13 protein-coding genes are annotated in these 23,719 nt (G+C 71.7%); 10 read left to right on the top strand and 3 right to left on the bottom strand.

Annotated features, from left to right (window positions below; translation table 11 throughout):
- Positions 1–291 precede the first annotated feature (291 nt).
- The 4 genes from VZQ01_RS11545 (at position 292) to def (ending at position 13,062) form a co-directional block, all read left to right on the top strand.
- Entirely contained in the window at positions 292–3,318 is a 3,027-nt protein-coding gene (locus VZQ01_RS11545; protein ID WP_223784870.1) for a sensor histidine kinase, read from the top strand.
- 170 nt (positions 3,319–3,488) lie between these two features.
- Positions 3,489–5,882: a replication restart helicase PriA gene (priA, locus tag VZQ01_RS11540; RefSeq protein ID WP_223746444.1), complete on the top strand. Its 2,394-nt coding sequence runs from the start codon at positions 3,489–3,491 to the stop codon at positions 5,880–5,882.
- Positions 5,883–5,897: 15 nt separating this feature from the next.
- Positions 5,898–12,446: a response regulator receiver protein gene (locus VZQ01_RS11535; protein WP_426747838.1), complete on the top strand. Its 6,549-nt coding sequence runs from the start codon at positions 5,898–5,900 to the stop codon at positions 12,444–12,446.
- An 88-nt stretch (positions 12,447–12,534) separates the two neighbouring features.
- On the top strand, positions 12,535–13,062 hold the full coding sequence (gene def, locus VZQ01_RS11530) for a peptide deformylase (protein ID WP_223746446.1): 528 nt from the start codon (positions 12,535–12,537) through the stop codon (positions 13,060–13,062).
- Here def and nth read toward each other — a convergent pair.
- The gene (nth, locus tag VZQ01_RS11525) at positions 13,022–13,786 is read right to left on the bottom strand and encodes an endonuclease III (RefSeq protein WP_426747837.1); all 765 of its coding nucleotides are present in this window, start codon (positions 13,784–13,786) and stop codon (positions 13,022–13,024) included. The two genes, def and nth, sit on opposite strands and share 41 nt — an antisense overlap.
- A gap of 47 nt (positions 13,787–13,833) precedes the next feature.
- Between nth and ltaE the strand changes: the two genes are divergently transcribed.
- Both ltaE and VZQ01_RS11515 read left to right on the top strand, forming a co-directional pair.
- The gene (gene ltaE / locus VZQ01_RS11520; protein ID WP_426747836.1) at positions 13,834–14,859 is read left to right on the top strand and encodes a low-specificity L-threonine aldolase; all 1,026 of its coding nucleotides are present in this window, start codon (positions 13,834–13,836) and stop codon (positions 14,857–14,859) included.
- A gap of 596 nt (positions 14,860–15,455) precedes the next feature.
- Positions 15,456–16,364 (top strand): M23 family metallopeptidase, encoded by a 909-nt coding sequence (locus tag VZQ01_RS11515; RefSeq protein WP_426747835.1) that lies wholly within the window; start codon positions 15,456–15,458, stop codon positions 16,362–16,364.
- A gap of 109 nt (positions 16,365–16,473) precedes the next feature.
- On the opposite strand, the gene VZQ01_RS11510 is transcribed toward VZQ01_RS11515, so the two are convergent.
- On the bottom strand, positions 16,474–16,743 hold the full coding sequence (locus VZQ01_RS11510; RefSeq protein ID WP_002635502.1) for an HU family DNA-binding protein: 270 nt from the start codon (positions 16,741–16,743) through the stop codon (positions 16,474–16,476).
- Positions 16,744–17,280: 537 nt separating this feature from the next.
- Between VZQ01_RS11510 and VZQ01_RS11505 the strand changes: the two genes are divergently transcribed.
- Complete coding sequence (locus VZQ01_RS11505; protein ID WP_426747834.1) at positions 17,281–18,681, top strand: hypothetical protein; 1,401 nt, start codon at positions 17,281–17,283, stop codon at positions 18,679–18,681.
- Between the two features lie 19 nt (positions 18,682–18,700).
- Here the strand turns inward: VZQ01_RS11505 and VZQ01_RS11500 are convergent, their stop codons facing one another.
- Entirely contained in the window at positions 18,701–19,822 is a 1,122-nt protein-coding gene (locus tag VZQ01_RS11500; protein ID WP_426747833.1) for an alpha/beta fold hydrolase, read from the bottom strand.
- A 123-nt stretch (positions 19,823–19,945) separates the two neighbouring features.
- On the opposite strand from VZQ01_RS11500, the gene pssA reads away from it, so the two are divergent.
- From pssA to VZQ01_RS11485, 3 genes are all read left to right on the top strand, one after another.
- Positions 19,946–20,803 carry a CDP-diacylglycerol--serine O-phosphatidyltransferase gene (gene pssA, locus VZQ01_RS11495; RefSeq protein WP_426747832.1) on the top strand — a complete coding sequence of 286 codons (858 nt, stop codon included), beginning with the start codon at positions 19,946–19,948 and terminating at the stop codon, positions 20,801–20,803.
- A gap of 186 nt (positions 20,804–20,989) precedes the next feature.
- A complete protein-coding gene (locus VZQ01_RS11490) occupies positions 20,990–22,252 on the top strand; it encodes a CinA family nicotinamide mononucleotide deamidase-related protein (RefSeq protein WP_426747831.1) in 1,263 nt (420 codons plus the stop codon).
- Positions 22,249–23,709 carry a hypothetical protein gene (locus tag VZQ01_RS11485; protein WP_408891650.1) on the top strand — a complete coding sequence of 487 codons (1,461 nt, stop codon included), beginning with the start codon at positions 22,249–22,251 and terminating at the stop codon, positions 23,707–23,709. Before VZQ01_RS11490 ends, VZQ01_RS11485 begins: the two co-directional genes overlap by 4 nt.
- The last annotated feature ends 10 nt before the right edge of the window (positions 23,710–23,719 follow it).

The following is a 23,719-nucleotide window of genomic DNA, read 5'->3' as shown; positions in this document are numbered from 1 at the left end:
CCGTCCGCCTGCTCTGAAGTCAGGCGCCTCCGCGGTGCGCCATCCCTGGAGCGAGCCTCACCACCCAGGGCCTCCGCCGAGCACCTGGTGACACGCTCGCCTTCGTGCCAGCCAGGTCGCGGGCGAACCGACCGGCTTCACGTCGGAGCCCTCGCGTCACGTGGGCCCTGGCCGGGGTGGGGACTCGTTCTATGGTGCGACCCGATGGGTGTTCGACCAGGGTGTGACGGGGGCCAGGCCACCCCCGGGCCGGCGCGATGCGATGACAGGAGCGGACGACTCCGTGGGCTCGTGCTCGCGCTCGTCCTGACCTCTTCGGTGGCGTGGGCCCAGGCGCCTCGGAACGCCACGCTCCAGGACTTCCATCACACGGCGTGGACCCAGAAGGACGGCGCGCCCGCCGGAGTCTGGGCCATGGCGCAGACGCGCGATGGCTGGCTGTGGTTGGGGACGGCCTCGGGGCTGTATCGCTTCGACGGCGTCCACTTCGAGCGCCACGACCTGCTGCCCGAGGGGAGCCTCGCGTCGCGCTCGGTGGGCGTGCTTCACGCCCTTCGCAACGGAGACCTCTGGGTCGGCTACTCCTTCGGCGGCGCGAGTGTCCTCGGGGCGGGCGGCGAGGTGCGCCACTTCGCCCCGGGCGGGCTGCCCGAGGGCAAGCCCGTGGAGTCCTTCGACGAGGACGGCGACGGGCGTGCCTGGGCCCACACGCCCCAGGGGCTGCATGTCTTCGAGGCGGGCGGCTGGTCGCGTGCGGACGCTCGCTGGGGGCTGCCGGAGGATGAATGGTCCGACAGCCTCCAGGACGTGAGCGGCGCGTTGTGGATGGTGGGCTCGAGCGGCGTGTACGTGCTGCGACCCGGGACCCGTCGCTTCGAGCGCGTGGAGCACGACGGCCCCACCTTGCATTCCCTGGTCCTGGGCCACGATGGGAGCCTCTGGCGGTACGACGAGCGCGGCGCCAGCCCCCTGCGAGGACCTGGCTTTCCAGCGCCCTCGGCCCACGTCCCAGCCGAGGCGTGGAGCAGCCACGCGGTGATTTCCGTCTTCGACCGGGATGGCTCCAACTGGCTCGTCGGGTGTCCGCAAGGCGGTATCTGCCGGGTCGCGAAGCCCTTCGAAGGGGGGCGGTTCGTCCGGCGCACCGAGGCGACCGATGTCTTCGGCGCTCGCGAGGGGCTCTCGTCGGACGCGGCCATGACGCTGTTCCGGGACCGCGAGGGCAACGTCTGGGTCGGCACCCAGCTCGGCGTGGACCGCTTCCGGCGCAATGACGTCGCCACCCTGCGCTTCCCCACGCATACGAGCTACTTCGCGCTCGTGGCGGACCGTCAGGGCCGCGTGTGGTCGGGCTCCGCCATGCGGGTGCGCAACACCGACTTCTGGTGGCGGTTGGAGGCGTCCCCGGTCCGCGTGCCCGGCATCGAAGGGGAGATGACCGCCACCTTGCTGGACTCGGACGGGCGCCTGCTCCTGGGCGGCTCGTCGGGCTTCTGGCGCTTCGACCCGGAGACCGGCCACGTGGAGACCCTCTCCCGCCCCGAGCAGGAAGAGGAGCAGCGCATCCAGGCCATCGTGCGCGACGCCGAGGGCCGGCTGTGGGTGTCCTTCCGCGCCTCGACGGTGTACCGGCTGGATGGGGAGACCTGGACGCCGAAGGGGGGCCTCGCCGCGCTGCCGGACCTGCCGCCCGCGCGCGCGGTGCTGGATGACCAGGGCCGCCTGTGGTTCGGCTACAGCTCCAACCAGGTCGTCATCCTCGAGGGCGCGCACGTGCGCTCCTTCACCGAGGCACAGGGCCTGCGCACCGGCACGGTGACGGCCATCCTCCCTGGAGAGACCACGCTGGTGGGCGGCGCGCTGGGGCTGGCCGCGTTCGACGGCGCGCGCTTCCGGATGCTGAAGGCGACGCAGGCCGAGGTGCTGACGGGCCTCACCGGCCTGGTGAAGACGGACGACGGAGCACTGTGGCTCAACGGCCAGGCGGGTGGCGCGCGCATCGCCGCGGAGGACCTGCGCCGCGCGCTGGCGGAGCCGGACTTCGTGATGCCCGTCGAGCGCTTCGACATGAACGACGGCATGCCCGGCGGCGCGCAGCAGATCCGCCCGTTGCCCACGCTGGTGCGGGGAGCAGACGGTCGGCTCTGGTTCGCCGCCGTCAACGGCCTGGGCTGGATGGACCCGCGCCGCATCGAGCGCAACGCCTTGCCCCCGCCGGTCATGATTCGCTCCGTGTCCTCCGGCGAGACGTCGTACGCGGGCACCGCGCGACTGGCGCTCCCGCCGCGCACGCGCGAGCTGCGCATCGCCTACACGGCGCTGAGCCTGGGGATGCCGGAGCGGGTCACCTTCCGCTACCGGCTCGAAGGCGTGGATGACGGCTGGAAGGACGCGGGCGCCCGGCGCGAGGCGACGTACACCAACCTGGGGCCGGGCCACTATCGCTTCCAGGTGATGGCGGCCAACGAGGACGGCGTCTGGAACGAGCAGGGCGCGTCGCTCGAGGTCGACATCGCGCCGACCTTCTTCCAGACGCGCGCGTTCGCGGTGCTGTGTGTCGTCGGGGGCGCGGGGCTCCTGTGGCTGCTGTACGCGCTGCGGATGTGGCGCGTGACGCAGCGCTTGCGGTTGCGCCTGGAGGAGCGCCACGCGGAGCGCGAGCGCATCGCCCGGGAGCTGCACGACACCCTGCTGCAGGGCATCCAGGGGCTCGTGCTCAACGTGCACGTGGTGACGTCGAGTCTTCCAGCGGGGGATGCGCGGCTCGGGCTCGAGTCCGCGTTGGACCGCGCGGACTCCGTGCTGACGGAGGGCCGGGACCGGGTGAGCTCCCTGCGGGACACCTCCGCGAGCAAGGACGACCTGGCCGAGGCCTTCACGTCCCTGGCGCGGGAGCTCGACGAGCGGGAGGGGCCCCGGCTGCGCATGGTGGTGCGGGGCGAGGCGCGCACGCTGGAGCCCCTGGTCGCGGACGAGCTCTATCGCATCGGCCGCGAAGCCATCGGCAACGCGTTCGTGCACTCCCAGGCGCGCGAGGTCGAGGTGAGCCTGCTGTTCGAGCACCCCGAGCTGCGGCTGTGCGTGCGTGACGACGGCCGAGGCATCGACGTGGCCACGCTGGAGCGGGGCGGACGCGCTGGGCACTGGGGCTTGCGCGGCATGCGCGAGCGTGCAGAGAAGGTCGGCGGCCGGCTCGACATCATCAGCGGCGAGGGACGCGGGACCGAAATCCAGGTCGTGGTGCAAGCCCAGCGCGCCTATCTGCGCCGGCCACTGGAGGGACTGCGGCGACTGGTGCCTCGGCTCGGTCGGCGCTGAGGTCCGCGTGCCGGAGTCGGACGGCTCGCACGCCCGGACGGGTGGTGGGCGAGCACGCGCTGGCGCCGGACGGCCCACGTCCCTCGGGACGCCCATGTCAGACAGCCCTGGCACTGTGGACCCCGGTAGCAGGACGGACGGGGCAGGGGCGGTGGGTCGAAGGGAGCGCCATGGAACAGCGACCGTTGTGGGACGAGCCGACGGCGGACGACGCGGAGGAGGCCTCCACCAGGGGTTCCATCCCGCTGCGTACCTTGGGTGCGAGACGTCGCCGGGAACTGTCCCAACCGGAACAGGCCGCTACAGTGGCGTTCGCAGTGAGCGAGCACCCTCCCGTCCTGGCCTCCGTCGCCGTGGCCCGCCCCGTCCGGGGTGAATTCACCTACTCCGTGCCGGAGGCCCTCCTGGGGAACCTGGCCCCGGGGCAGCGCGTGCTCGTGCCCTTCGGCCGAGGCACCGCGCTGGGCTTCTACCTGGGCCCCTCCACCGTGACGCTGGGCGAGAAGGTCCGGCTCAAGCCCATCCAGCGCGTGCTGGAGGACTCGCCGTCCTTGCCCAAGGACCTCATCGCGCTCCTGCGCTTCGCGGCCGAGCACTACCGCTACCCCCTGGGCGAGGTCATCCGCGGCGCGCTGCCTCCGGGGTTGTCCAAGCCCGTGGACGGCAAGGAGGCCCAGCCGGATGTGCAGCAGTTCGCGGTGGCGCTCGTCAACGAGGTGCCCGCGGCGCTCGCGCGCGCGCATGCCCAGTCCGCCGCGCTCGCGTACCTCTTGGCCGTGGGCGGCAGCGCCCCGCTGGAGGAGGTGAGCCACGCGATTCCCGGCGCGAGAGCGCACCTCAAGAGCCTGGCCACCAAGGGCCTCGTGCGCATCGAGGAGAAGAAGCTGGAGGCGGGCGTGAAGGAGGGGCTGATTCAGGGCCGCCCCGACCGCCTCACCCCCGAGCAGGCCGCCGCCGGTGAGCAGCTGCGCGGCGCCCTGGACGCGGGCGCGTTCCAGCCCTTCCTCCTGCACGGCGTGACGGGCAGCGGCAAGACGGAGGTGTACCTGCGCGCGGCCGAGCACGCGCTGTCCCTGGGCAAGAGCAGCCTCATCCTCGTGCCGGAGATTGCCCTGACGCCGCAGTTGGTGGGCCGCTTCCGCAGCCGCTTCGGCGCGGAGGTGGCGGTGCTGCACTCGGCGCTGAAGGACCGCGAGCGGCTGTTCCACTGGCAGGCCCTGCGTCGGGGCGAGGTGAAGATCGCGGTGGGTGTGCGCTCGGCGGTGTTCGCCCCGGTGGAGAACCTGGGGCTCATCGTCGTGGACGAGGAGCACGACCCGTCCTTCAAGCAGGACGACAGCCTGCGCTACCAGGCGCGCGATTTGGCCGTCGTGCGCGGCAAGCAGGCCAGCGCGGTGGTGGTGCTGGGCTCGGCCACGCCGGCGCTGGAGACGCTGGAGAACGTCAAGAAGGGGCGCTACCGGCTGCTCGAGCTGAAGCGGCGGGTGGATGACCGGCCCATGCCCTCCATCGAGCTGGTGGACCTGCGTCAGGAGCGCCCCCGCGAGGGCATCGTGACGGAGGAGGCGCCCATCCTGAGCCCGCCGCTGCTGCAGGCCATGGAGGAGACGCTCGCCAAGGGCCAGCAGGTCATCCTGTTCCTGAACCGCCGGGGCCACAGCACGGTGCTCCTGTGCGAGGTGTGCGGCCTGTCGCTCAAGTGCACCTCGTGCGACGTGTGCCTGACGCACCACCGCTCGCAGAACCGGGTGGTGTGCCACTACTGCGGGCTGACGATGCCCGTGCCCGAGCGGTGCCTGGAGTGCACGGGCCCCATCCTGAAGCTGGGCATCGGCACGGAGCGGGTGGAGGCGGAGGTCGTCGAGCGCATCCCGAACGCGCGGGTGGCGCGGCTGGACCGGGACTCGGCCACCAGCGCGGAGCGGCTGACGGAGCTGCTGGCCTCGTTCGCCCGCCGGGAGCTGGACGTGCTGGTGGGCACGCAGATGGTGGCCAAGGGGCACGACTTCCCGGGCGTGACGCTGGTGTGTGTCGTCATGGCGGACACGTCCCTGGCCATTCCCGACTTCCGGGCCGCCGAGCGGACCTTCCACCTGTTGACCCAGGTGGCGGGGCGGGCGGGGCGGGGCAAGGACCCGGGGCGGGTGCTGGTGCAGACCTACAACCCGGACGCGGAGCCGGTGAAGCGGGTGCTGGCGCACGACTTCGACGGGTTCGCCCAGCAGGAGCTGGAGTGGCGCAAGGCGTTGGCGTACCCGCCCTTCGCGCGCATGGCCTCGATTCGACTGGAGGGGGAGCACCCGGAGCAGGTGGCCAGCGTGGCCCGGCACCTGGGCAACCTCGTCTCCCGGAACATGCCCCCGGCGTCGGCGGGGGTGCGGCTGTTGGGGCCGGCGGTGGCGCCCATCGCCAGAATCCGGGGGAAGACGCGCTGGCAGCTGCTCTTGAAGGGGCCGACACATGTGGCGCTCGCCCCGCTGCTCGCCAGGGTGGAGACGGCCCTGGCCGACGTTCCTTCCGCGGTGAAGGTCGTCCTCGACGTGGATCCGGGGGCCATGCTGTAGACTCGGTGCCCCCCCATGGGCGCACCGGTCCTCCTCGTCCACGACGACATCGCCACCATCGCCGCAGTGCGGCGTCTGCTCACCCGTGAGGGGCACGAGGTCATCCTCGCGACCTCCGCCGCGGATGCGCTCATCGCCTACGGGCATCACCTGCCGGCGCTCATCGTGCTGGCTCCTGGCGTGGAGAGCGGCCGGGGTCGGCTGGTGCTGGAGGAGCTGCTCCAGCATCCGGACGGCAAGGTGGCCCGGGTGCTGTTGTTGGGCGAGCCCATCGCGGGGTTCAGCGCGCCGGTGGCGCCGCTGCCGTTGGATGGGACGAGCTTCGTGGAGCTGGTGGACTCGCTCATCCGCGCGCCGTCGGCGGCGGACGCGTGGCATGTGCTGGAGAACCGGAGCCTGCCGGGGATGCCCGAGGCGAAGGGAGCGGAGGACGCGGAGACGTGGCACGCCACGGCGCCCGGGTCCGCGGTGGGTGGGGACCCGACGCTGGCGAACGCGCTGTTCGGCGACCTGGCGCCGCTGCACCAGACGGACTGGGAGCTGGCGGCGATGACGCGCGAGGAGCGCAGCGAGCACGAGGAGCAGGCTCGGCGCGCGCCGCTCGACGTGCAGTCGACGCTGGAGAAGGTGCAGCAGGAGGAGGAGGCCGCGGTGCTGGCCTCGGCGCAGACCGCGTTGGCGGGAGGCGGCGAGGACTGGGGCGCGGCGGTGGCGGGGGAGGGCGCGTTCGACGAGAGCGCGCTGCCCGCGGACGAGGTGTTCCGGGGCGAGGGCGAGTCCGCGTTTCCGGGCGATGGCGCCGCGGGGCCCCAGGCGGATGCACCGTCGTGGGAGGGCGAGGCTTCGGCGACGGAGAACGCTGAATGGACCGAGCAGGAAACGGCCCCCGCTTCGAATCCGGAAGCAGCCCACGGTCCGCAGACCTGGTTCGACGACGCGGCGGAACAGGGCACGCCTTCGGGCGCGGACGCCTACGGTGGCGATGGAATGACGGAGGGGACTCCGGAGCACGGCACCGCACCGGGCCTGGACTCCGTGAGCACGAACGACGGCACGGATTGGACAGGTGTCGCTCCCGAGCAGGGAGAGGCGTCGGGTGACTACGGCGCCGATGCATGGGAAACACCGCCAGGCGTGGCTCGTGTCGGAAGAGACACCCGCGTGTACGGCGACGCGCCGTGGACGGGAGCCGTCACCGACGAGCGCGGCGACCTCCTGGGCGAGGGCGCTGACGACGCGTCCATCGGCGACGAGTGGACGAGCGAGCCCACGGAACAGGGGGCGTTCGAGGCCACGTCGCCCCAGTCCGCGGAGGCCCGCTTCACGGCGGCCACGACGTCACCCGCTGACGCGCAACTGTCCGACGGCGCGGATGCGCCTCCCGCGGAGGGAACCGACACGGGGTACGCAGTGGCTCCGGGCCCCGACGCGATGGTGGAGGGAGCGGGAGACGACACGTTCTCGGCTGGCTTCGAGCCTCCCGCGTCAGACGCCAGGAGCACGAGTGGCGCCTCAGGCGGTCCCGCGACCGTGCTGTATGGCGTGAGTGGTTCCGACACGGGGGCCGTCTCCGCGGAGTGGTCCGCCGCGTCCTCGGCGGGGGACGAAGCCCCGTTGCCGGTGGGCAAGCTCGCCTGGACGGAGGAGCCCGTCTCCGCCGCCACTCGGCCCGAGACCCAGTCGCCGCAGCTCGGTGAGGAAGGCTTCTTCGACGTCGACGCTCCCGCGCCACAAGGCGATGCGCTCTCGGCGGCCGAGGCGGAGCTGGCCGCGATGCGTGATGCCGAGCAACGCGTACCCGAGCCGGTCGACGCGTCTGCCTGGACCGAGCTTCCGCCCGACCCCGAGGTCGAGAACGCCGCGAAGGGCTTCACGACGTCGGATGAACCGACCCTGCCCGCGCACATCGACGCGAGCGCGGATGCACCTTCAACCGAGTCCTCCGCCGAAGCGACAGGCGAAGAAGAAGAGGCCTTGCCTGCCTCGCCCTGGGACGTGTTGGAGGCCGAGCTCCAAGCCAAGGTCCGAGCCGAGGACGAAGACTCCGCGAGCACGCCCCCCGAGTCCGCCAACAACCGCCAGGTGGGCGAGGACTGGTTCGACTCCGAGTCCGACGAGAAGCAGTCGCCTCCGGACGTCACGGCCTCGAGCGGCAGCGACCTCGAGGCGCCCGCCCTCGACACTCGAGAGGGCACGACGGAAGCAGCGCATCCGGAGCCCTCCGGTGATGCACCGGAGTCGGCCGAGTCCACGACTCCACCCTCTGCCCTCGGAGAGTCGGAGCCGGGGGACGACGACGATTGGACCAGCGCCAGGGCGGACGCCTCGGCATCCGGCGTGGCGGTGAGCTGGGGGACGGCGGGAGCCAGCGCCGACACCTCGATGGCGGACGTCGCCGCGGGCTGGGCTGACACGGTCGAGCCCTCCGACCCCACCGCGTCGGGAGTGGATGCGGACGCGCGAGCCGTCGCGTCTCCCGAAGAGCCCGAGGCCTCCTCCGGTTGGTTCGACGCGGAGCCCGAGCTGCCTGCTTCGACGCTGCCCTCCGCGAGCGAAGGGTGGTTCGACGCCGACACGGAGTCTCCGGATGCGACCGCGAGGACCGCCTCTCCCGACGAGCCCGGGCCGAATGAGCCCTCCGTCGGAACCGCGCCGGAGCAGACCGCGGACGCGGTGTCGGCGAGCACCGTGGACGACCCGACCCTGCGCGCGCGCTGGGAGGAGTTCGAGCGCCAGTTGGAGGAAGCGCACGAGCGGGTCCACGCGCTGAAGGCCGCGTTGGATGAGGAGCGCGCGCTTCGCCAGGAGACCGGGCGACAGGCCCAGGAGGCCCGCGAGCTGAGCGAGTCCCTGCGCACCATCCTGGACCGCGAAGCCGCGCTGCGCGTGGACGCGGAGACCGCGCGAGACCGACAGACGGAGCAGCTCCAATCGCTCCAGACGCGGCTCGAGGTCCTCGAGGAGGAGCGCTCTGGCGACGCGACGTTGCTGGCGGAGGTGGACCAGCAGTTCCAGGAAGCCCGAGCGAGAGAAGACGAGAACGCGGCGGCGCTCGCGCGGGAGGCGCGTGCGCGGCGGGAGCTCGAGGCCGAGCTGGAGCTGCTTCGCCAGCGTGAGTCCGAGCAGGGTGTGCGCAGTGGCTCGGAGGCGGAGACCCTGCGCACGGAGCTCGCGAAGCTCCAGGCGCGACTGGTGGAGGCGGAGGCTCTCGCGGAAGCCGAGGCGCGCGCGCGGGCCTCCGTGGACGAGGCCGCGAAGGCGACGCTCGGACGCATCGAGTCGCGAGAGCAGGACTTCATCGAACTGCGCGCGTTGTTGGAGACCTCGACGTCGGAGGCGCGCGAGCAGGCGAAGCAGTCGGCCGAGTCCCTGGCGCGCGCGGAGGCGGAGGTCCGCGAGGCGCTCATCGCCCGGGATGATGCGCAGGAGCGCGCCGACCGTGAGTCGCTCGCCCGGGCGGAGGCGCAGGCCCGGCTCGTGGAGCTGGAGGCGAAGCTCGCGGAGTCTGAAACGCGAGAGGCCGCGTCGGCGCAGGCGATGAAGGAGGTCGAGCTCCGCCTCGAGGACGAGGCCGCGGGCCGTGTCGACGCGGAGGCGCGAGCCGAGGCGGAGGTCCGTGCGAGACAGGCGCTCGAGGCACGAGTGAAGTCCGCGGAAGTGGCGCTCGTCGAAGCGGAGGCGAGGGCGGGCGCGGAGGCCCTGGCCCGAGCAGAGGCCGAGGCCCGGGCGGAGGTCGCGGATGCGGCCCGGCTCGAATCGGACTCTCGAGCGAGGGCGGAGTCGAGGGCTCGCGCGGAAGCGGAAGCCCAGGCGGAGCTGGAGTCGCGAGCGAGGAGCGAAGCCGAGGCGCGAGCGGAAGCGGAAGCCAAGGCGCGCCAGGAGGCGGAGGCGCGCGCCAGGGCCGAGGTCCAGGCGCTCACGCAACTGGAGACCCAAGCCTCGTCCGAGGCACGAGAGCGCTTCGCGCAGGAGGCCCAGTCGCGCGAAGAGGCGGAAGCCCGGGCCGAAGCCCAGGAGCAGGCTCGCGCCGAAGCCGAAGCGAAGGTCGAGGCCGAGACGAAGCTTCGTGAAGAGGCCGAAGCCCGAGCGGAAGCGGAAGCCAAGGCGCGCGAGGAGGCCGAGGCGCGAGCGGAGCTCGAGGAGAAGCAGCGCGAGGAAGCCGCCGCACGCGCCGAGGCTGAAGCCAAGCGCCGCGAAGAGGCGGAAGCGAGAGCCGAATCCGAAGCGAAGCGCCGCGAAGAGGCGGAAGCGAGAGCCGAATCCGAAGCGAAGCAGCGCAAGGACCTCGAAGCCCGAGCCAAGGCCGAGGAGAAACAGCGCAAGGAGCTCGAAGCCCGAGCCAAGGCCGAGGAGAAACAGCGCAAGGACCTCGAAGCGCGCGCCAAGGCTGAGGAGAAGCAGCGCAAGGACCTCGAAGCGCGCGCCAAGGCCGAGGAGAAGCAGCGCAAGGACCTCGAAGCCCGCGCCAATGCCGAGGAGAAGCAGCGCAAGGACCTCGAAGCCCGCGCCAAGGCCGAGGAATCACGGCGCAAGGAACTCGAGGCTCGCGCCAAGGCCGAGGAGAATCAGCGCAAGGAGGCCGAGGCCCGCGCGGAGATTGAGGAGTCGCAGCGCAAGGAACTCGAGGCTCGCGCCAAGGCCGAGGAGAAGCAGCGCAAGGAAGCCGAGGCCCGTGCGGAGATTGAGGAGTCGCAGCGCAAGGACGCGGAGGCGCGAGCCGAGTCCGAAGCGAAGCAGCGCCAGGAAGCCGAAGCGAGGGCGGAGGCCGAGGCAAGACAGCGCGCGGAGCTCGAGGCTCGAATCGAAGCCGAGGTGAAGCGGCGCGAGGACGCCGAAGCCGAGGCCGCGTTCGAGGTGGAGCTGCGCGAGGAGGCCGAGGCCCGAATCGAAGCCGAGGCGAAGCGGCGCGAGGAAACCGAATCCGAGACGAAGCAGGCCCAGGCGCTCGCCGAGTCGGAGGCCCGTCAGCGCGCCGAAGCCGAGGCCCGAGCGGACACGGACGCGAAGCAGCGAGTCGTCGCGGAGACGCGAGCGGAAGCAGAAGCCCGTCAGCGAGCGGAGGCGGACGCGCGAGCCGCCGCCGAGGCCGAGGTCCGCGCGGACGCCGAGGCCCGCGCCCGAAAGGCGGAGCAGGCCCTGGTCGACGCGGAGGCTCGAGCCAAGACGGAGGGCCGTCACCGCACCGCCCTGGAAGTGCGCCTGGAGGCGGAAGCCCGTCAGCGCGCCGCCGTGGAGACGCGCATCGAGGAACAGGCCCGGGCGTTGAGCGCCGCCGAGGCCCGCGCCACCCAGCTTCAGGGACAGCTCGAGCAGACGGACGCGGAGCTCGCGCGCCTGCGCACGGAGCACGACGAGGCCCGCGCGGCCCTGGAGGCGCTGCGCGAGGAGAAGGCCCGCCTGGAGAAGGACTCCGCGGAGGAGCGTGTCCGCGCCGAGCAGGAGCGACTGGAGCTCGAGGAGCGGGGACGTCGCGAGGCCGAGGAGGCCGCCGCGCAGGCCCGAGCGGCGCTGCTCCCCCTGGAGGCACCTCCAGGACGTCCGGAGCTCGCGGTCTCGCGCAGCGGCAGCGTCACACAGGAAGGTCTCGCCCGACTGGTGCTCCGGCTCTGCGAGGCGCGCATGGAGGTGCGCCTGGAGCTGAAGGTGATGAACGCGCTGCGCGTGCTGTGGCTGCGAGACGGCCTGCTCGTGGGCGCCGTCTCATCGGCTCCCGGTGAGTCGCTCATCGACCGCGCCCGCGCGGATGGCCTCATCGACGCGAGGCAGGAAGGCGAGCTGCGGCTGGTGCGCAGCGCCACCACCGGCGCGCTGCTCGACGCGCTCCGGGGACGCGGCTATCTGCGCGAGTCCGAGTCCGTGCCCCTGGTCCAGCGCTACACGGAGCAGGTCTTCCTCGACGCCCTCTCCGAGCCCTCCACGCTGTACCGACTGGTCCAGGAGCCGGTGCCACACGAGGTGGCGCTCGCCGCCGCCACCCGGCCGCCCCTGTTCCTCCTGGCCGAGTCCCTGCGCAACACGCTGACCGCCGAGTCCCTGCTCGAGGCCGCCGGCAGCCTGCGCGCCCGCGTCACCCGTGGCGACCTGCACCTCGCGCCCGACGACTTCGGCCTGCCCGCCAGGGACCTGCAGCTGCTCTCCCAGGTGGACGGCGAGCATACGCTGGAGGCGCTGCTGCTCGGGGCGGGGCTGCCCCAGGACTCGGCGCTGAAGGCCCTCTCCGTGGCGAGGACGCTGGGCCTCATCACCCTCCAGCCCGCGAGCACCGAGGACTCCGACGAGCTGCCTCCCGAGCTTGACGTGCGCCGGCTGGAGTCGAAGTTCGAGGAGATTCAAGACGCGGACTACTTCACCGTGCTGGGGCTGGCGCGCACGGCGGGCGGCGAGGAGGTCAAGCGGGCCTACGAGCTGCTCACCGCCGAGTTCCACCCCCTGCGCTTCGCGGGTCATCCGGACCCGGCCCTCCAGCACCGCGCGCAGCAGATTCGCAGCGTGTTGTCCGAGGCGGCCCAGGCCCTGGGGGATGACCGACTGCGCGCCGAGTATGCACGGAGCCTGCTCGACTGACGTGGGGTGGACGTCCTGCGCGAAGGGAGGGCGGGCGGCGGCCGGGGCGGGGTTGCCCGTCCGCGCGGGGGGCGTTAAGACGGCCCGCATGGTTCGTGAAATCCTCATCTGGCCCGACCCCATCCTGAAGCAGAAGGCCAAGCCGGTGACGAAGGTGGACGACTCCGTCCGCGCGCTGGTGAAGGACATGTTCGAGACGATGTACGCCGCCGACGGCGTGGGGCTCGCCGCGCCGCAGGTGGGCGTGCTCCAGCGCGTCATCGTCCTGGACACCACGCCCCGCCAGCCCGAGTCCAAGCCCCTGGCGATGATCAACCCCGAAATCATCACCCTGGAGGGCGAGACGACCTACACCGAGGGTTGCCTCTCCATCCCCGGTGAGTCGGAGGACGTGGACCGCGCCGCCGTCGTCACGGTGAAGTACCTGGACGTGGACGGCAACGAGCAGACGCTGCGCTGTGACGAGCTGCTCGCCATCGCCGTGCAGCACGAGACGGACCACCTGAACGGCACGGTGTTCGTGGACCACGTCTCCACGCTGAAGCGCGAGTTCATCCGCAAGCGGATGAAGCGGCTCAAGGCTTCGCGCGAGAACGAGCTGGGCGCTTCGCGGTAGCCGTCTTCTTCACGCGAGCCGGGGCCGGGGACTTCTCCGGCCCCTCCTCACGCGCATCGACGCCCTTCTTCGGGCACAGCTCCGCCACGACGCAGCGGGCGCACTCGGGCGAGCGGGCGAAGCACGTGCGTCGTCCGTGCCACACCAGGAGCTGGTGACCCATCATCCAGCGCTCCGGGGGCAGGACGGCCTGCATGTCGGCCTCCACCTTGTCGGGGTCCTCCTGGAGGGTGAAGCCGAGCCGGTACGCGAGCCGCTTGACGTGCGTGTCCACGGGGAAGGCGTTGTCGCCGCCCAGGTGGATGCACACCACGCCCGCCGTCTTGCGGCCCACGCCGGGGAGCTCCGCCAGCGTGTCACGCTCGAGTGGCACCTTGCCGCCGTGTTTCTCGGCGAGGATTTTCGCCGCCGCGACGATGTTCTTCGCCTTGGCGCGGTACAGGCCGCAGGTGCGGATGAACGGCTCCACGTCGGTCGGTTTGGCCTGGGCGTACGCCTGGGTGTCGGGGAAGTGTTGGAAGAGGGCGGGCGTCACCATGTTGACGCGCTTGTCGGTGCATTGGGCGGACAGCATCACCGCCACGAGCAACTGCAGGGGGGATTGGTAGTCCAGTTCGATGCGCGCGTCGGGCATGGAGGCTTCCAGTCGCTCCATGACCTTCACCGCGCGCTCGCGCTTCGCCGCCGCTGTCTCACGTCCGGGCACGCGGCCGTTGTATGTCACCCTTGCCGGGTCCCCAAGCACCGGCTGTGTCCACTCTCGGGAGAACCATGAAGCCCATCGACTTTCGCTCCGACACCGTCACGAAGCCCACCGCGGCGATGCGGCGAGCCATCGCCGAGGCGGAGGTCGGCGACGACGTCTATGGCGAGGACCCCACGGTGCTGCGCCTGGAGGCGAAGGTGGCCGAGCGGCTCGGGCTGGAGGCGGCGCTGTTCGTGCCCTCCGGCACGCAGGCCAACCAGCTGGCCATCGGCGCGCACTGCCGGCAGGGGGACGAGGTGCTGACCGAGGCGGGCAGTCACATCCTGCACTACGAGGGCGGCGCGGTTCCGGCGCTGTGGGGCGTACAGCCGCAGCCTTTGCCGGGCGAGTGGGGCGTGTTGACGCCGGAGGTGGTGGCGGCGGCGGTGCGCGAGGACAACATCCACAATCCGCGCACGCGGTTGTTGTCGCTGGAGAACACGCACAACCGGGGCGGTGGCGCGGTGTGGTCCGTGGAGCGCTTCGCCCAGGTGGTGAAGGTGGCGCGTGACGCGGGGCTGGCGGTGCACCTGGATGGCGCGCGGTTGTTCAACGCGGAGGTGGCGGCGGGAGTCCCCGCGTCGTCGTGGGCGAAGCTGACGGACACGACGGCGGTGTGCTTCTCGAAGGGGTTGGGAGCGCCGGTGGGCTCGGCGTTGGTGGGACGCGCGGACCTCATCCGCGAGGCGCGCCGGCTTCGCAAGCGGTTGGGCGGAGGCATGCGTCAGGCGGGCATCCTCGCGGCCGCGGCGCTGTACGCGTTGGAGCATCACGTGGAGCGGCTCGCGGAGGACCACGCGAACGCGCGTCGCCTCGCGGCGGGGCTCGCGGAGGTGCCGGGCGTGAAGGTGGACGTGAAGCGGGTGGAGACGAACATGGTCTTCGCCGAGTTCGCGCGTCCGGCCCGGGAGATGGTGCCGCTGCTGAGCACCCAAGGTGTGTTGACGAACCCCGCGGGCGGCCCCCACACGGTGCGCCTGGTGACGCACCTGGATGTGTCCGCCGCGGACATCGACGAGGCCGTGGCGCGTGTGCGTCGCGCGCTGAAGTAGCGCGCGAGCCGCGTCCAGCGGCGCGAGCTGAACCGTGGAGGGCCGCACCTTGCGAAGGTGTCCGCCACGGGCCTCGAGACAAGGCCACGGCGTGCGTATGTCGCACGCTGCCGTCGCGCGTGAGTGCCCGGCAGCGCGAGCTGTGCCGTGGGGTGACACCGCGGAGCACGTCCGCCACCGGCATCGACAAGGCGATTGCCTGCGTCCACCGCGTGCTCAGGTCAGGCCCCTCTCGTTTCACTTCGATGCGATGGGTTGCCGTCATCGTGGACACGGCATCCGCGCTTGCTGTGCCGGCAGTCGCCGCCGGGCAGCCTGGGCGTTCAATCCGTGAGCATGTCGCGCGGTGGCCGCGGGACGCAGCGCCGCAGGGCAGGGCCCGCGGCGACTCTGGTGTGCCCTGGGCGCAACGCGGATGCGGGCTCGGCGCCAACGGATGGAGCCCCTCGGCCGAGCTCCCTTGCCTGCTGCACCGGGGGGCGGGGTGGGCATGCCGCGCGGCAGGGGCGTGGTACGCTCGCCGGGCCGTGCGTCGACTGCCCCTCCTCGCCTTCGTCGGTCTCTGTGCCTGCTCCTCGACCCGGTCGGAGCAGAAGATGAGCTTTGACGAGGTCTACGACACCTCGGAGTACGTCGACACCGAGCCCGCCCCGGTCGCTCCCCGCGAGCCCCAGCCCGCCCCCGCGCGGACGCTCTCGCGCATGGCCTCGCCGGAGCCCTCCGAGGCGCTGCAGGGGGCCCTCTCCACCTTCGCGGAGCGGGCCCGCGCCCATCGCCGCAAGGTGGCCCGGGGCGGCCCGATGCCGCTGGCACAGGTGCAGGGCTGGGAGGTGATGAACGGCGTCCTCGACGCCTTCCTGGAGCGCGCCCTGGAGCGCACGGACGCCCGCGACGTGGCGAAGGCCCGAAGCGTCCTGGAGACCGAGCTGGAGCAGGACGGCAGGACGTACGGCGACATGCCGGGTGCGCTCGCCGAGGCGGTGGTGCTGAGGGTGGGACGGCTCGCGGTCCGCATGGCGGAGCTGCGCCGGCTCGAGCACCCGGAGAACGCGGACGGCCTGCCCCGGCTGGCCTGGCCCGTGGACCCGGTCACCATCACCAGCGTCTTCGGTCAGCGCTGGCACCCCATCCGGGGCGAGCAGCGCCGTCACCTCGGCGTGGACCTGGCGGCGAAGCAGGGGCAGATCATCTACACCGCCGCGAAGGGCGTGGTGCTGCGAGCGGGCTGGAACGGCGACCATGGCCTCCAGGTGGAGGTCCAGCACGAGGGCCGCTGGCTCACGCGCTACAGCCACCTGTCCCGCGTGCTGGTGGAGCCCGGCGAGATACTGGACCCGGGCCACGCGGTGGGGCTCGCGGGCGAGACGGGGCTGGCCACGGGCGTGCACCTGCACTTCGAGCTGTGGAAGGACGGCGAGGTGGTGGACCCGCTGGACGCGCTCGAGGACGCCGGTGACGAGCGCCCTCGCGCGCCGCCCGTGGCCCGCGGCGCGACGGGCTCTTGAGGCCCGCAACGCATCAGGGGCGCCACCCACGAAGGTAGCGCCCCTGAGGAGGAGCCCGGCCCAGCGCGAGTCCCGGGGACTCCGCGGGCTGGACCGGGGTGGCGTCAGCTCACAGCGAGTTCTTGAGCTCCTTGGCCGGGCGGAAGCCGATGGTCTTCGACGCCTTGAGCTTCATCATCTCGTTCGTCTGGGGGTTGCGGATCTTGCGCGCCTTGCGGGAGCGCACGGACCACGTGCCGAAGCCGGGGTAGCTGAAGCGCGCATCCTTCTTCACGGCCTTGCCGATGTTCGTGAAGACGATGTCGAGGATCTGCGCCGCCGACTTCTTGGTGAGACGTGTCTGCGCCGCCACCACCTCGACGAGCTCTGCCTTGGTCATTACGCCCCTCCGTCCTGCGTTGTCTGGCCTTGAATGCGCGAAAGCCAACCGGTGGTAACAAATCGTTCTTTTCCCTGTCAATGCTGACCGCGTTCCGAGGCCGGAAAATCGGCCTCCGGACGAAAAGTTGGCTCGGTGAAACACCGGGCGTAGACAGAGTGGGGAATCCACGTCGGAGCCACCGACACACCGCGCGGAAATCACACGCCAAAAGCATTCTGGCTGATCGTGATTGGAAGAAAGTCTTTGAGATTCCGATCGTTTGGCGTGTGTGGCTGATCGCGCCCGGGCGGGGCGGGGCCGGAATGGGGTAGGCTGCTGCCTCTCGTGCGTTTCCGAACGTTTCCGACCGTCGTGATCCTGGCGCTGGGCGCCTGCCGGAGTCCGGGCCCCTCGGCCCAGGCGCCCGCGGTCGTCTCCAGGCCGGAGTCCGGGCGGACGGAGCTCTGGGTGGACGGTACGACCCCGGGGCCAGGGGACGGCACGCGCGAGAGACCGTGGTCGTCCCTGGCCGAGGCCCTGGGGCGGCCAGGGGTGGTGACGGTGCACCTGGCGGCGGGGGAGTACCGGGGGAGCTTCACCCTGCCCGAGGGTGTCCGGCTGGAGGGCGAGGGGCCCGCCACGGTGCTGGTGGCGGAGGGCCCGGAGGCCGTGGTGCTGCGAGCCGAGGGATCCGAGCAGAACGTCCTGCCCCCGGTCCTCGACGCGCCGAGCCCGGAATCACGAAGCGCCTCGGGCGCGGATCAACCCCTCGTTGCCGAGCAGGGCGTGACGCTCCTTCGCAACCTGTCCATCCGAGGGGGGGCCTGGGGGGTGGAGGTGACGCGTGGCCGGCAGGTGCGCGCGGAGAAGGTGTCCTTCACCGGGCAGCGTCGAGGCGGCGTCCAGGTCCGCGCCGGCCGATTCGACGCCGAGTCCTCGCGCTTCGAGGCGAGCATTCCGGAGACCGTGGGCGTGGTTCTGGAGACTCCGCCGGAGGCCGCGGTGGCGCCCGTGTCACCGAGGACCACGCGCCTCCGGGACATCCATTTCACGGGCCCCTTCCGCCGGGCCGTGCGCGTTCGCGGCGCGCAGGCCTCCGCCTTGTTGGAGGAGGTGGTCGTCTCGGGCGCGGTGTCGGCCCTGGGGATGGATGGCGGCCACGCCGAGGTACGGCGCTCGTCGGCCCAGGCGGGAACAGGCGCGGCGTTCTCGGTGGTGGAGGGCACGCTGGTGCTGCGGGAGGTAAGTGTGGCGGGCCACGAGCTCGCGCTCTCCGTGGTGCAGTCACCTCGGCTCGAGGTCCGCGGCTTCCAGTCCGTGGGCGCCGGGCGCGCGGGGCTCGCCGTGGTCGCCTCGCGAAACGTGGTGTTGCAGGACGTGGTGGTGCGGGGCAGCGGCAGCCACGGCGCGCTCCAGCTCACGGGCTCGCAGGTGGAGGTGCGGCGGCTGCGTGTGGAGGCCGCGGAGGAGTATGGGGTGCTCGCGGTGGGAGGTCGCCTGCGGCTGCGAGATGCCATCGTGTCGCGCGTGCACTCGTCGGACGGCATCACGGGTGACGCCCTGCACCTGCGCCAGGTCGTCGCGGACGTGGAGGGCGTGGTGGTGCGGGGCGCCTCGGGCGCCTGCGTGCTGGCGACGCAGAACGCACGGGTGGCGCTGCGTGACGCGGACCTCGAACGCTGTGGTCAGGCCGCGTTGGTCGCGGACACGCTCGCGACGCTCGATGCCCGGAGCGTGGAGGTGCGCGACAGCGCGCGGACGGCCCTGTCGGCCATGGGCGACGGTGTCCTCCGCGTGGACGTCCTCCGCTCGAGAAAGAGCGGCCAGGGCCTGGTCGGGGCCGAGTGCACCGGGGCCACGCGAATCCATCTGGGGCGCGTGGACAGCGAGGACTCGCGTGGCACCGAGCTGTCTTGCGTGAAGCGAACGGTCGAGCCCGCACCGGGGCCGCGCTGAGCCGCGGGCACGCGGCGGCTCAGGCGGGCGGCGGGGGCGCGGCGGAGGCGCCGAGCGGCGTGGCATGCTTCTCGAGCCACTCGCGGATGACGGGATAGACCTCCGTGGGAGCGCCCTTGCCGAACACGAGGTCTCCGTGGCCGTAGTCCATCGCGTCGCCGTGGTCCTTGCCGAAGACGTGGAGGGTGCGGTCCGGCGCGGTGACGAGGGCGAACTGGCTCTCCACGTTCTCCGCGGTGGCGAGCCGGTCCGCGCTTCCGCCCATGACGAGGATGGGCAGCTGGAGCCCGGCGATGCCCGCGCGCCAGTCGCGGGTGCGGTCGAACGAGCGGAACGCATCGTGCTCGATCCAGTCCTGGAACTGGAGCAGCACCTTGCGGCTCATCGACGACATCATGTTTGCGTACACCTGCCGCTGGATGCGCGGAGGGATGTGCAGCGGATTCACCACCAGGTCGGACAGGGGCAGCGTCACGTAGCCCAGGAACGGCGCCAGGCTCGCGCTCATCCACTCCTGTCGGAAGCGGGCCGGCCACGCGGCGCGCACGCCGAGCGAGATGAGCGTGCGCAGGAACGGCTCGGACTTGAAGTGCACGGGCGCGCCGAGCGTGAGCAGCCCCGCGAGCTTTTTGCCCTCCGGCCCCTGGGCCAGCCCATAACCGACGAGCCCGCCCAGCGAGTGCCCCAGCCAGAACGCCCGCTTCGCGCCCGTCTGCTTCAGCGCCAGCTCCAGCAGCGCGGGCCCGTCCTGCAGGATGTGGTCGTCGATGGTGAAGTCGGTGTACCGCCGCCCTCGCGGTGGCAGGCGTGAGTGCCCGGTGCCCCGCCACTCCACGCTGAAGCAGTCGAAGCCCGCTTCGGCCAGGTAGTGGGCCACGGAGTAGGGGGGCTCGAAGTCGAACGTGAACCGGTTGGCCGCCAGCCCATGGCACAGGAGCACCGGCTCCTCGAAGCGCCTCACCGGCGCGCGCCGGACATGGACCGCCACCTCCCACCCGTCCGCGCACCGTGCCTTGAAGGCCTGGGGAAGGGGCGTGCGTAGACGGTACCACCGCCGGACCAGCGCCACCCAGAGGACATTCCCCAGCACCACGACGAGGCCAGCGACCAGCACCCACACGACCCAGCGCCCGTCTCCCATCGCGCCTGCTCTCCTTGCCGACCCCTGGGTCTGACGGTTCCTCGAATAAAACCCTGCTAAGGTTCGTTCTCCGGCCGTCCTGCTGCCAGGAACTCATGGGCATCAGAGGAAGTCGAGGGATCGATGAAGTTACGGAAACTGATGTTCGTGCTGCCGAACCTCTTCACTGTCACGTCCATCTTCTGTGGCTTCTATGCCATCACGCTGTGCGCGGGCGAGGCGGAGCCGGTCCACCTCTACCAGGCCGCGTTGGCCATCTTCTTCGCGATGTTCTTCGACGGGTTCGACGGCCGCGTCGCCCGGTTGACCAAGACGCAGAGCGACTTCGGTGTCCAGCTGGACAGTCTGGCGGACGTCGTCTCCTTCGGGGCGGCTCCCGCGCTGCTGGTCTACAAGTGGGCGCTGGCGCCCCTGGGCTTCGCGGGGCTGTTCGTCTCGTTCGCGTTCGCCGCGTGCGGCGCGCTGCGGCTGGCGCGCTTCAACGTGCTGGCGGCGCGCAATCCCCACGGGGGGGGCGGGAGCTTCTTCGTGGGCCTGCCCATCCCGATCGCCGCGGGCATGCTCGTCTCGGTCATCATCTCCCATCACGTGGCCTCGCAGGGGGAGTCTCTGCGCGAGTCTGCCTACGTCCCGGTGGCGGTGGCGGTGGCGGGCCTGTCGCTGCTCATGGTGTCGACGGTGCGCTACCGCACCTTCAAGGACACCCGCCCCAACCGGAAGAGCGCGGCCGTGTTCATGTTGATGGTGGCCGCCGGTGTGGCCATCGCGACGCAGTATCATCCCGCCTGGTTGCTGGTGGCCTGCTGTGGCGCCTACCTCGCGCTCGGGTTGGTGGAGTCCGCGGTGCAGGTGCGCACGCACCTGGCCGCGCGCAAGCTCGCCGCAGGCTCCGCAGCCGTCGCTGGCGTCATCGATGACGAGGACGACGAGGAGTCCGAGGACGGCGAAGGTCCCCGCAGCAACGGACCCGCCTTCCTCTGAGTTGAGGTCCCCGGGCCGCCGGGCAGCACGTCCTGCCCGGCCCGTCCCGGGGGGTGTGGCCCGCTCGCCAGCCGGGTTCAGGGTGGAGGCTGCCAGACACCCGGCCGGCTTCCCGCCTGGAGGGCAGGGCCCGAAGACGCATCCGTCCGTGCCGAGGTCCTCGCCTGTCGCTAGGATGCGCGCCCCATGCGGGTCGAACTGCTGTGCACGGGTGACGAGCTGGTCACCGGCCTCATCACGGACACGAACAGCACCTACCTGGAGGCCCGGCTCTTCGACCTGGGCGTGAAGGTGGAGCGGGTGGTGCTCGTCGGGGACGTCCGACCGGACATCACCCAGACGCTGCTCGAGGCCGCGGCGCGAGCGGATGTCGTGGTGGTCTCCGGCGGGCTGGGCCCCACGGCGGATGACTTCACCCTGGAGTGTGCCGCGGCCGCCGCGGGAGTCCCGTTGGAGGAGGACGTCCGGGTCCTGGAGTGGCTGCGCGAGCGCTACGCGGCGCGGGGCATCCCCATCAATCCCAGCGCGCTGCGCATGGCGCGAATCCCCCGTGGCTCCGAGCCGGTGCGCAATCCCGCGGGCTCCGCGCCGCTCGTCGTGCTCACGCTGGGGCGCTGTCGCCTGTTCTTCCTGCCAGGGGTGCCGCGCGAATATCGGGCCCTGCTGGACAACGAGGTGCTGCCGCGCATCCGCGCGGAGCTGGAGTCGAGGCCGGGCCGTCTGTTCCGGGCCTTCCGGCTGCTGCGCACCGTCGGCATCCCCGAGTCCGAACTGGACCTGGCCGTGGCGCCCCTCGTGCCCAGCCACCCCAGGGTGGTGTTCGGCTTCCGAACGCACGCGCCGGAGAACCACATCAAGCTGATGGCGGAGGCGCCCACGCAGGCCGAGGCCGACCAGGCCCTGGCCGCGGTGGAGGCTGAGTGTCGTCGCCTGCTGGGGCGGCATGTCTTCGCCGCGGACGGCGAGGAGTACGCGCCCGCGCTGCTGTCGGCGCTGGGGCGCGCCGGGGCCACGCTGGCCACGGCGGAGAGCTGCACGGGAGGCCTCATCGCCCAGCGGCTGACGGCGGTGCCGGGGTCGAGCACCGTCTTCATCGGTGGCGCGGTGGTCTACTCGGAGAAGATGAAGACCGCCTGGGTGGGCGTCCCCACCGAAGTGCTCGAGCGTCATACCGCGGTCTCCGCTCCGACGGCCGTGGCCATGGCCGAGGGTGTGCGTGCCGCCTGCGGCGCCACATATGGCCTGGCGGTGACGGGGTATGCGGGGCCCGGAGGCGGGACGCCTGATGACCCGGTGGGCACCGTGTATTGCGCGCTCGCGGGGCCGGGGTTCGCCACGCGGTGCGAGCGCATGTCCTTTTCCGGAGACAGGGAGCGCGTGCGCCTCTTCGCTGCCTCCCACACCCTGGAGATGCTGCGGCAGCACCTGCTGACCGCCGCCCAATCATGAGCCGCTCCAAGTCCAAGCGCCCCGCGCCGTCCATGCCCGAGCCTCGGCCCGCGCCCGCGGTCGAGCCCGCCGCCACCGCGCCCGTGGAGCCCGCCGCTACCGCCGTCACCGAAGGGGTGGCCGGGCCCGTGGGCAGTGGAGGCTCGGTCGGCGCCGTCCTTCGCGTGTGGTTCGCGGCCTACCGGGTGGAGGTGCTGTTGTTCCTGGTGGCGTTCGTCGTGCTCGCCAGCTTCAGCTCGCAGCGCTTCCTGCGCCAGAGCGCCGCGCCGCACTTCATCTACCAGGCACAGGGGTGGCTGGAGGGGCGGCTGGACGTGGACCCCCAGGTGCTTCCGAACCTGGAGGACTGGGCCTGTGTGCGGCAGGTGAATGGCCAGAAGGTCCGCTGCGAGGGCCGGCCGCTGCCCGATGACCGCTGGTTCGTGAGCTTCCCGTCGTTCCCCGCCGTGGCGATGCTGCCCTTCGTCGCGCTGCACGGGTACCAGTTCAACGACACCTCCTTCGGCGTCATCATCGGCGCGCTGGCGGTGGCGCTGTTCTACTCGCTGCTGCGCTTCCTTGCCCGGGAAGGCGAGACGGCGCGCACCCGCGACGAGAACGTCGTGCTCGCGCTGACGCTCGCCTTCGGGACCTTGTTCTTCTACTGCGCCATCCGTGGCGAGGTGTGGTTCAGCGCCGAGGTCATGGGCGTGGCCCTCACCTGCCTCTATGTGCGCAATGCACTGCGGGCCCGCCGTCCTGTCCTGGCGGGTGTGTTCTTCTCCATGGCGACGCTCACGCGCACGCCGCTGTTCTTCGCGGGGCTCTTCTTCGTGCTGGAGGCCCTGTGTCCGGGCCCCGAGCCCCGCTTGCAGCAGCTCAAGGAACTGGGGCGCCACTGGAAGCAGGCCGCGAGGAAGGTGGGCCTGTTCGCCCTGGGGGCCGCGCCCCTGGGCCTGCTCGCCGCCGGCTACAACGTGTATCGCTTCGGTCGCCTGAGCGAGTTCGGCCACGCGTATCTCTTCAACAACCGCGTCAACGTGGACATCGACCGGTGGGGGCTCTTCCACTGGGAATACCTGGGGCGCAACCTGGAGGCCGCCTTCCTCAAGTGGCCCTCCCTGTCGCTGTCGCCGCTCAAGCTCGGGTATGACCCGCGCGGGCTCACGCTGCTCCTGACGCTGCCGTTGCTCGTCTTCCTGCTGGTGCCGAAGCTGCGGCCTCGCCTTCACTGGCCCCTGTGGCTCACCGTGGCCGTGTGCGCGCTGCCCGGTCTGTTCTACCAGAACACGGGCTACATGCAGTTCGGCTTCCGCTTCAGCCTCGACTACACGCCCTACCTCCTGTTGCTCTTCGCCATCGGGGGTTGGTCGCTCCGCCAGCGCGTGGTGATGGGCACGCTGGTGCTGGGCGTGCTGGTGAACTTCTGGGGCGCGGTGGCCTTCCGTGGCTACACGGAGCTTGTCCGGAACTGGTAGGGCGCTGCCT

The organism is Myxococcus faecalis, assembly GCF_050039385.1.
Classification (GTDB): Bacteria; Myxococcota; Myxococcia; order Myxococcales; family Myxococcaceae; genus Myxococcus; species Myxococcus fulvus.
This window is presented reverse-complemented; position numbering and strand designations above follow the sequence as displayed.

Coding starts and splice junctions, on each gene's coding strand:
- ltaE (WP_426747836.1), top strand. CDS start 13,834: ATGAAGCCCATCGACTTTCGCTCCGACACCGTCACGAAGCCCACCGCG.
- priA (WP_223746444.1), top strand. CDS start 3,489: ATGGAACAGCGACCGTTGTGGGACGAGCCGACGGCGGACGACGCGGAG.
- VZQ01_RS11510 (WP_002635502.1), bottom strand. CDS start 16,743: ATGACCAAGGCAGAGCTCGTCGAGGTGGTGGCGGCGCAGACACGTCTC.
- VZQ01_RS11535 (WP_426747838.1), top strand. CDS start 5,898: ATGGGCGCACCGGTCCTCCTCGTCCACGACGACATCGCCACCATCGCC.
- pssA (WP_426747832.1), top strand. CDS start 19,946: ATGAAGTTACGGAAACTGATGTTCGTGCTGCCGAACCTCTTCACTGTC.
- VZQ01_RS11515 (WP_426747835.1), top strand. CDS start 15,456: ATGAGCTTTGACGAGGTCTACGACACCTCGGAGTACGTCGACACCGAG.
- VZQ01_RS11485 (WP_408891650.1), top strand. CDS start 22,249: ATGAGCCGCTCCAAGTCCAAGCGCCCCGCGCCGTCCATGCCCGAGCCT.
- VZQ01_RS11500 (WP_426747833.1), bottom strand. CDS start 19,822: ATGGGAGACGGGCGCTGGGTCGTGTGGGTGCTGGTCGCTGGCCTCGTC.
- def (WP_223746446.1), top strand. CDS start 12,535: ATGGTTCGTGAAATCCTCATCTGGCCCGACCCCATCCTGAAGCAGAAG.
- VZQ01_RS11490 (WP_426747831.1), top strand. CDS start 20,990: ATGCGGGTCGAACTGCTGTGCACGGGTGACGAGCTGGTCACCGGCCTC.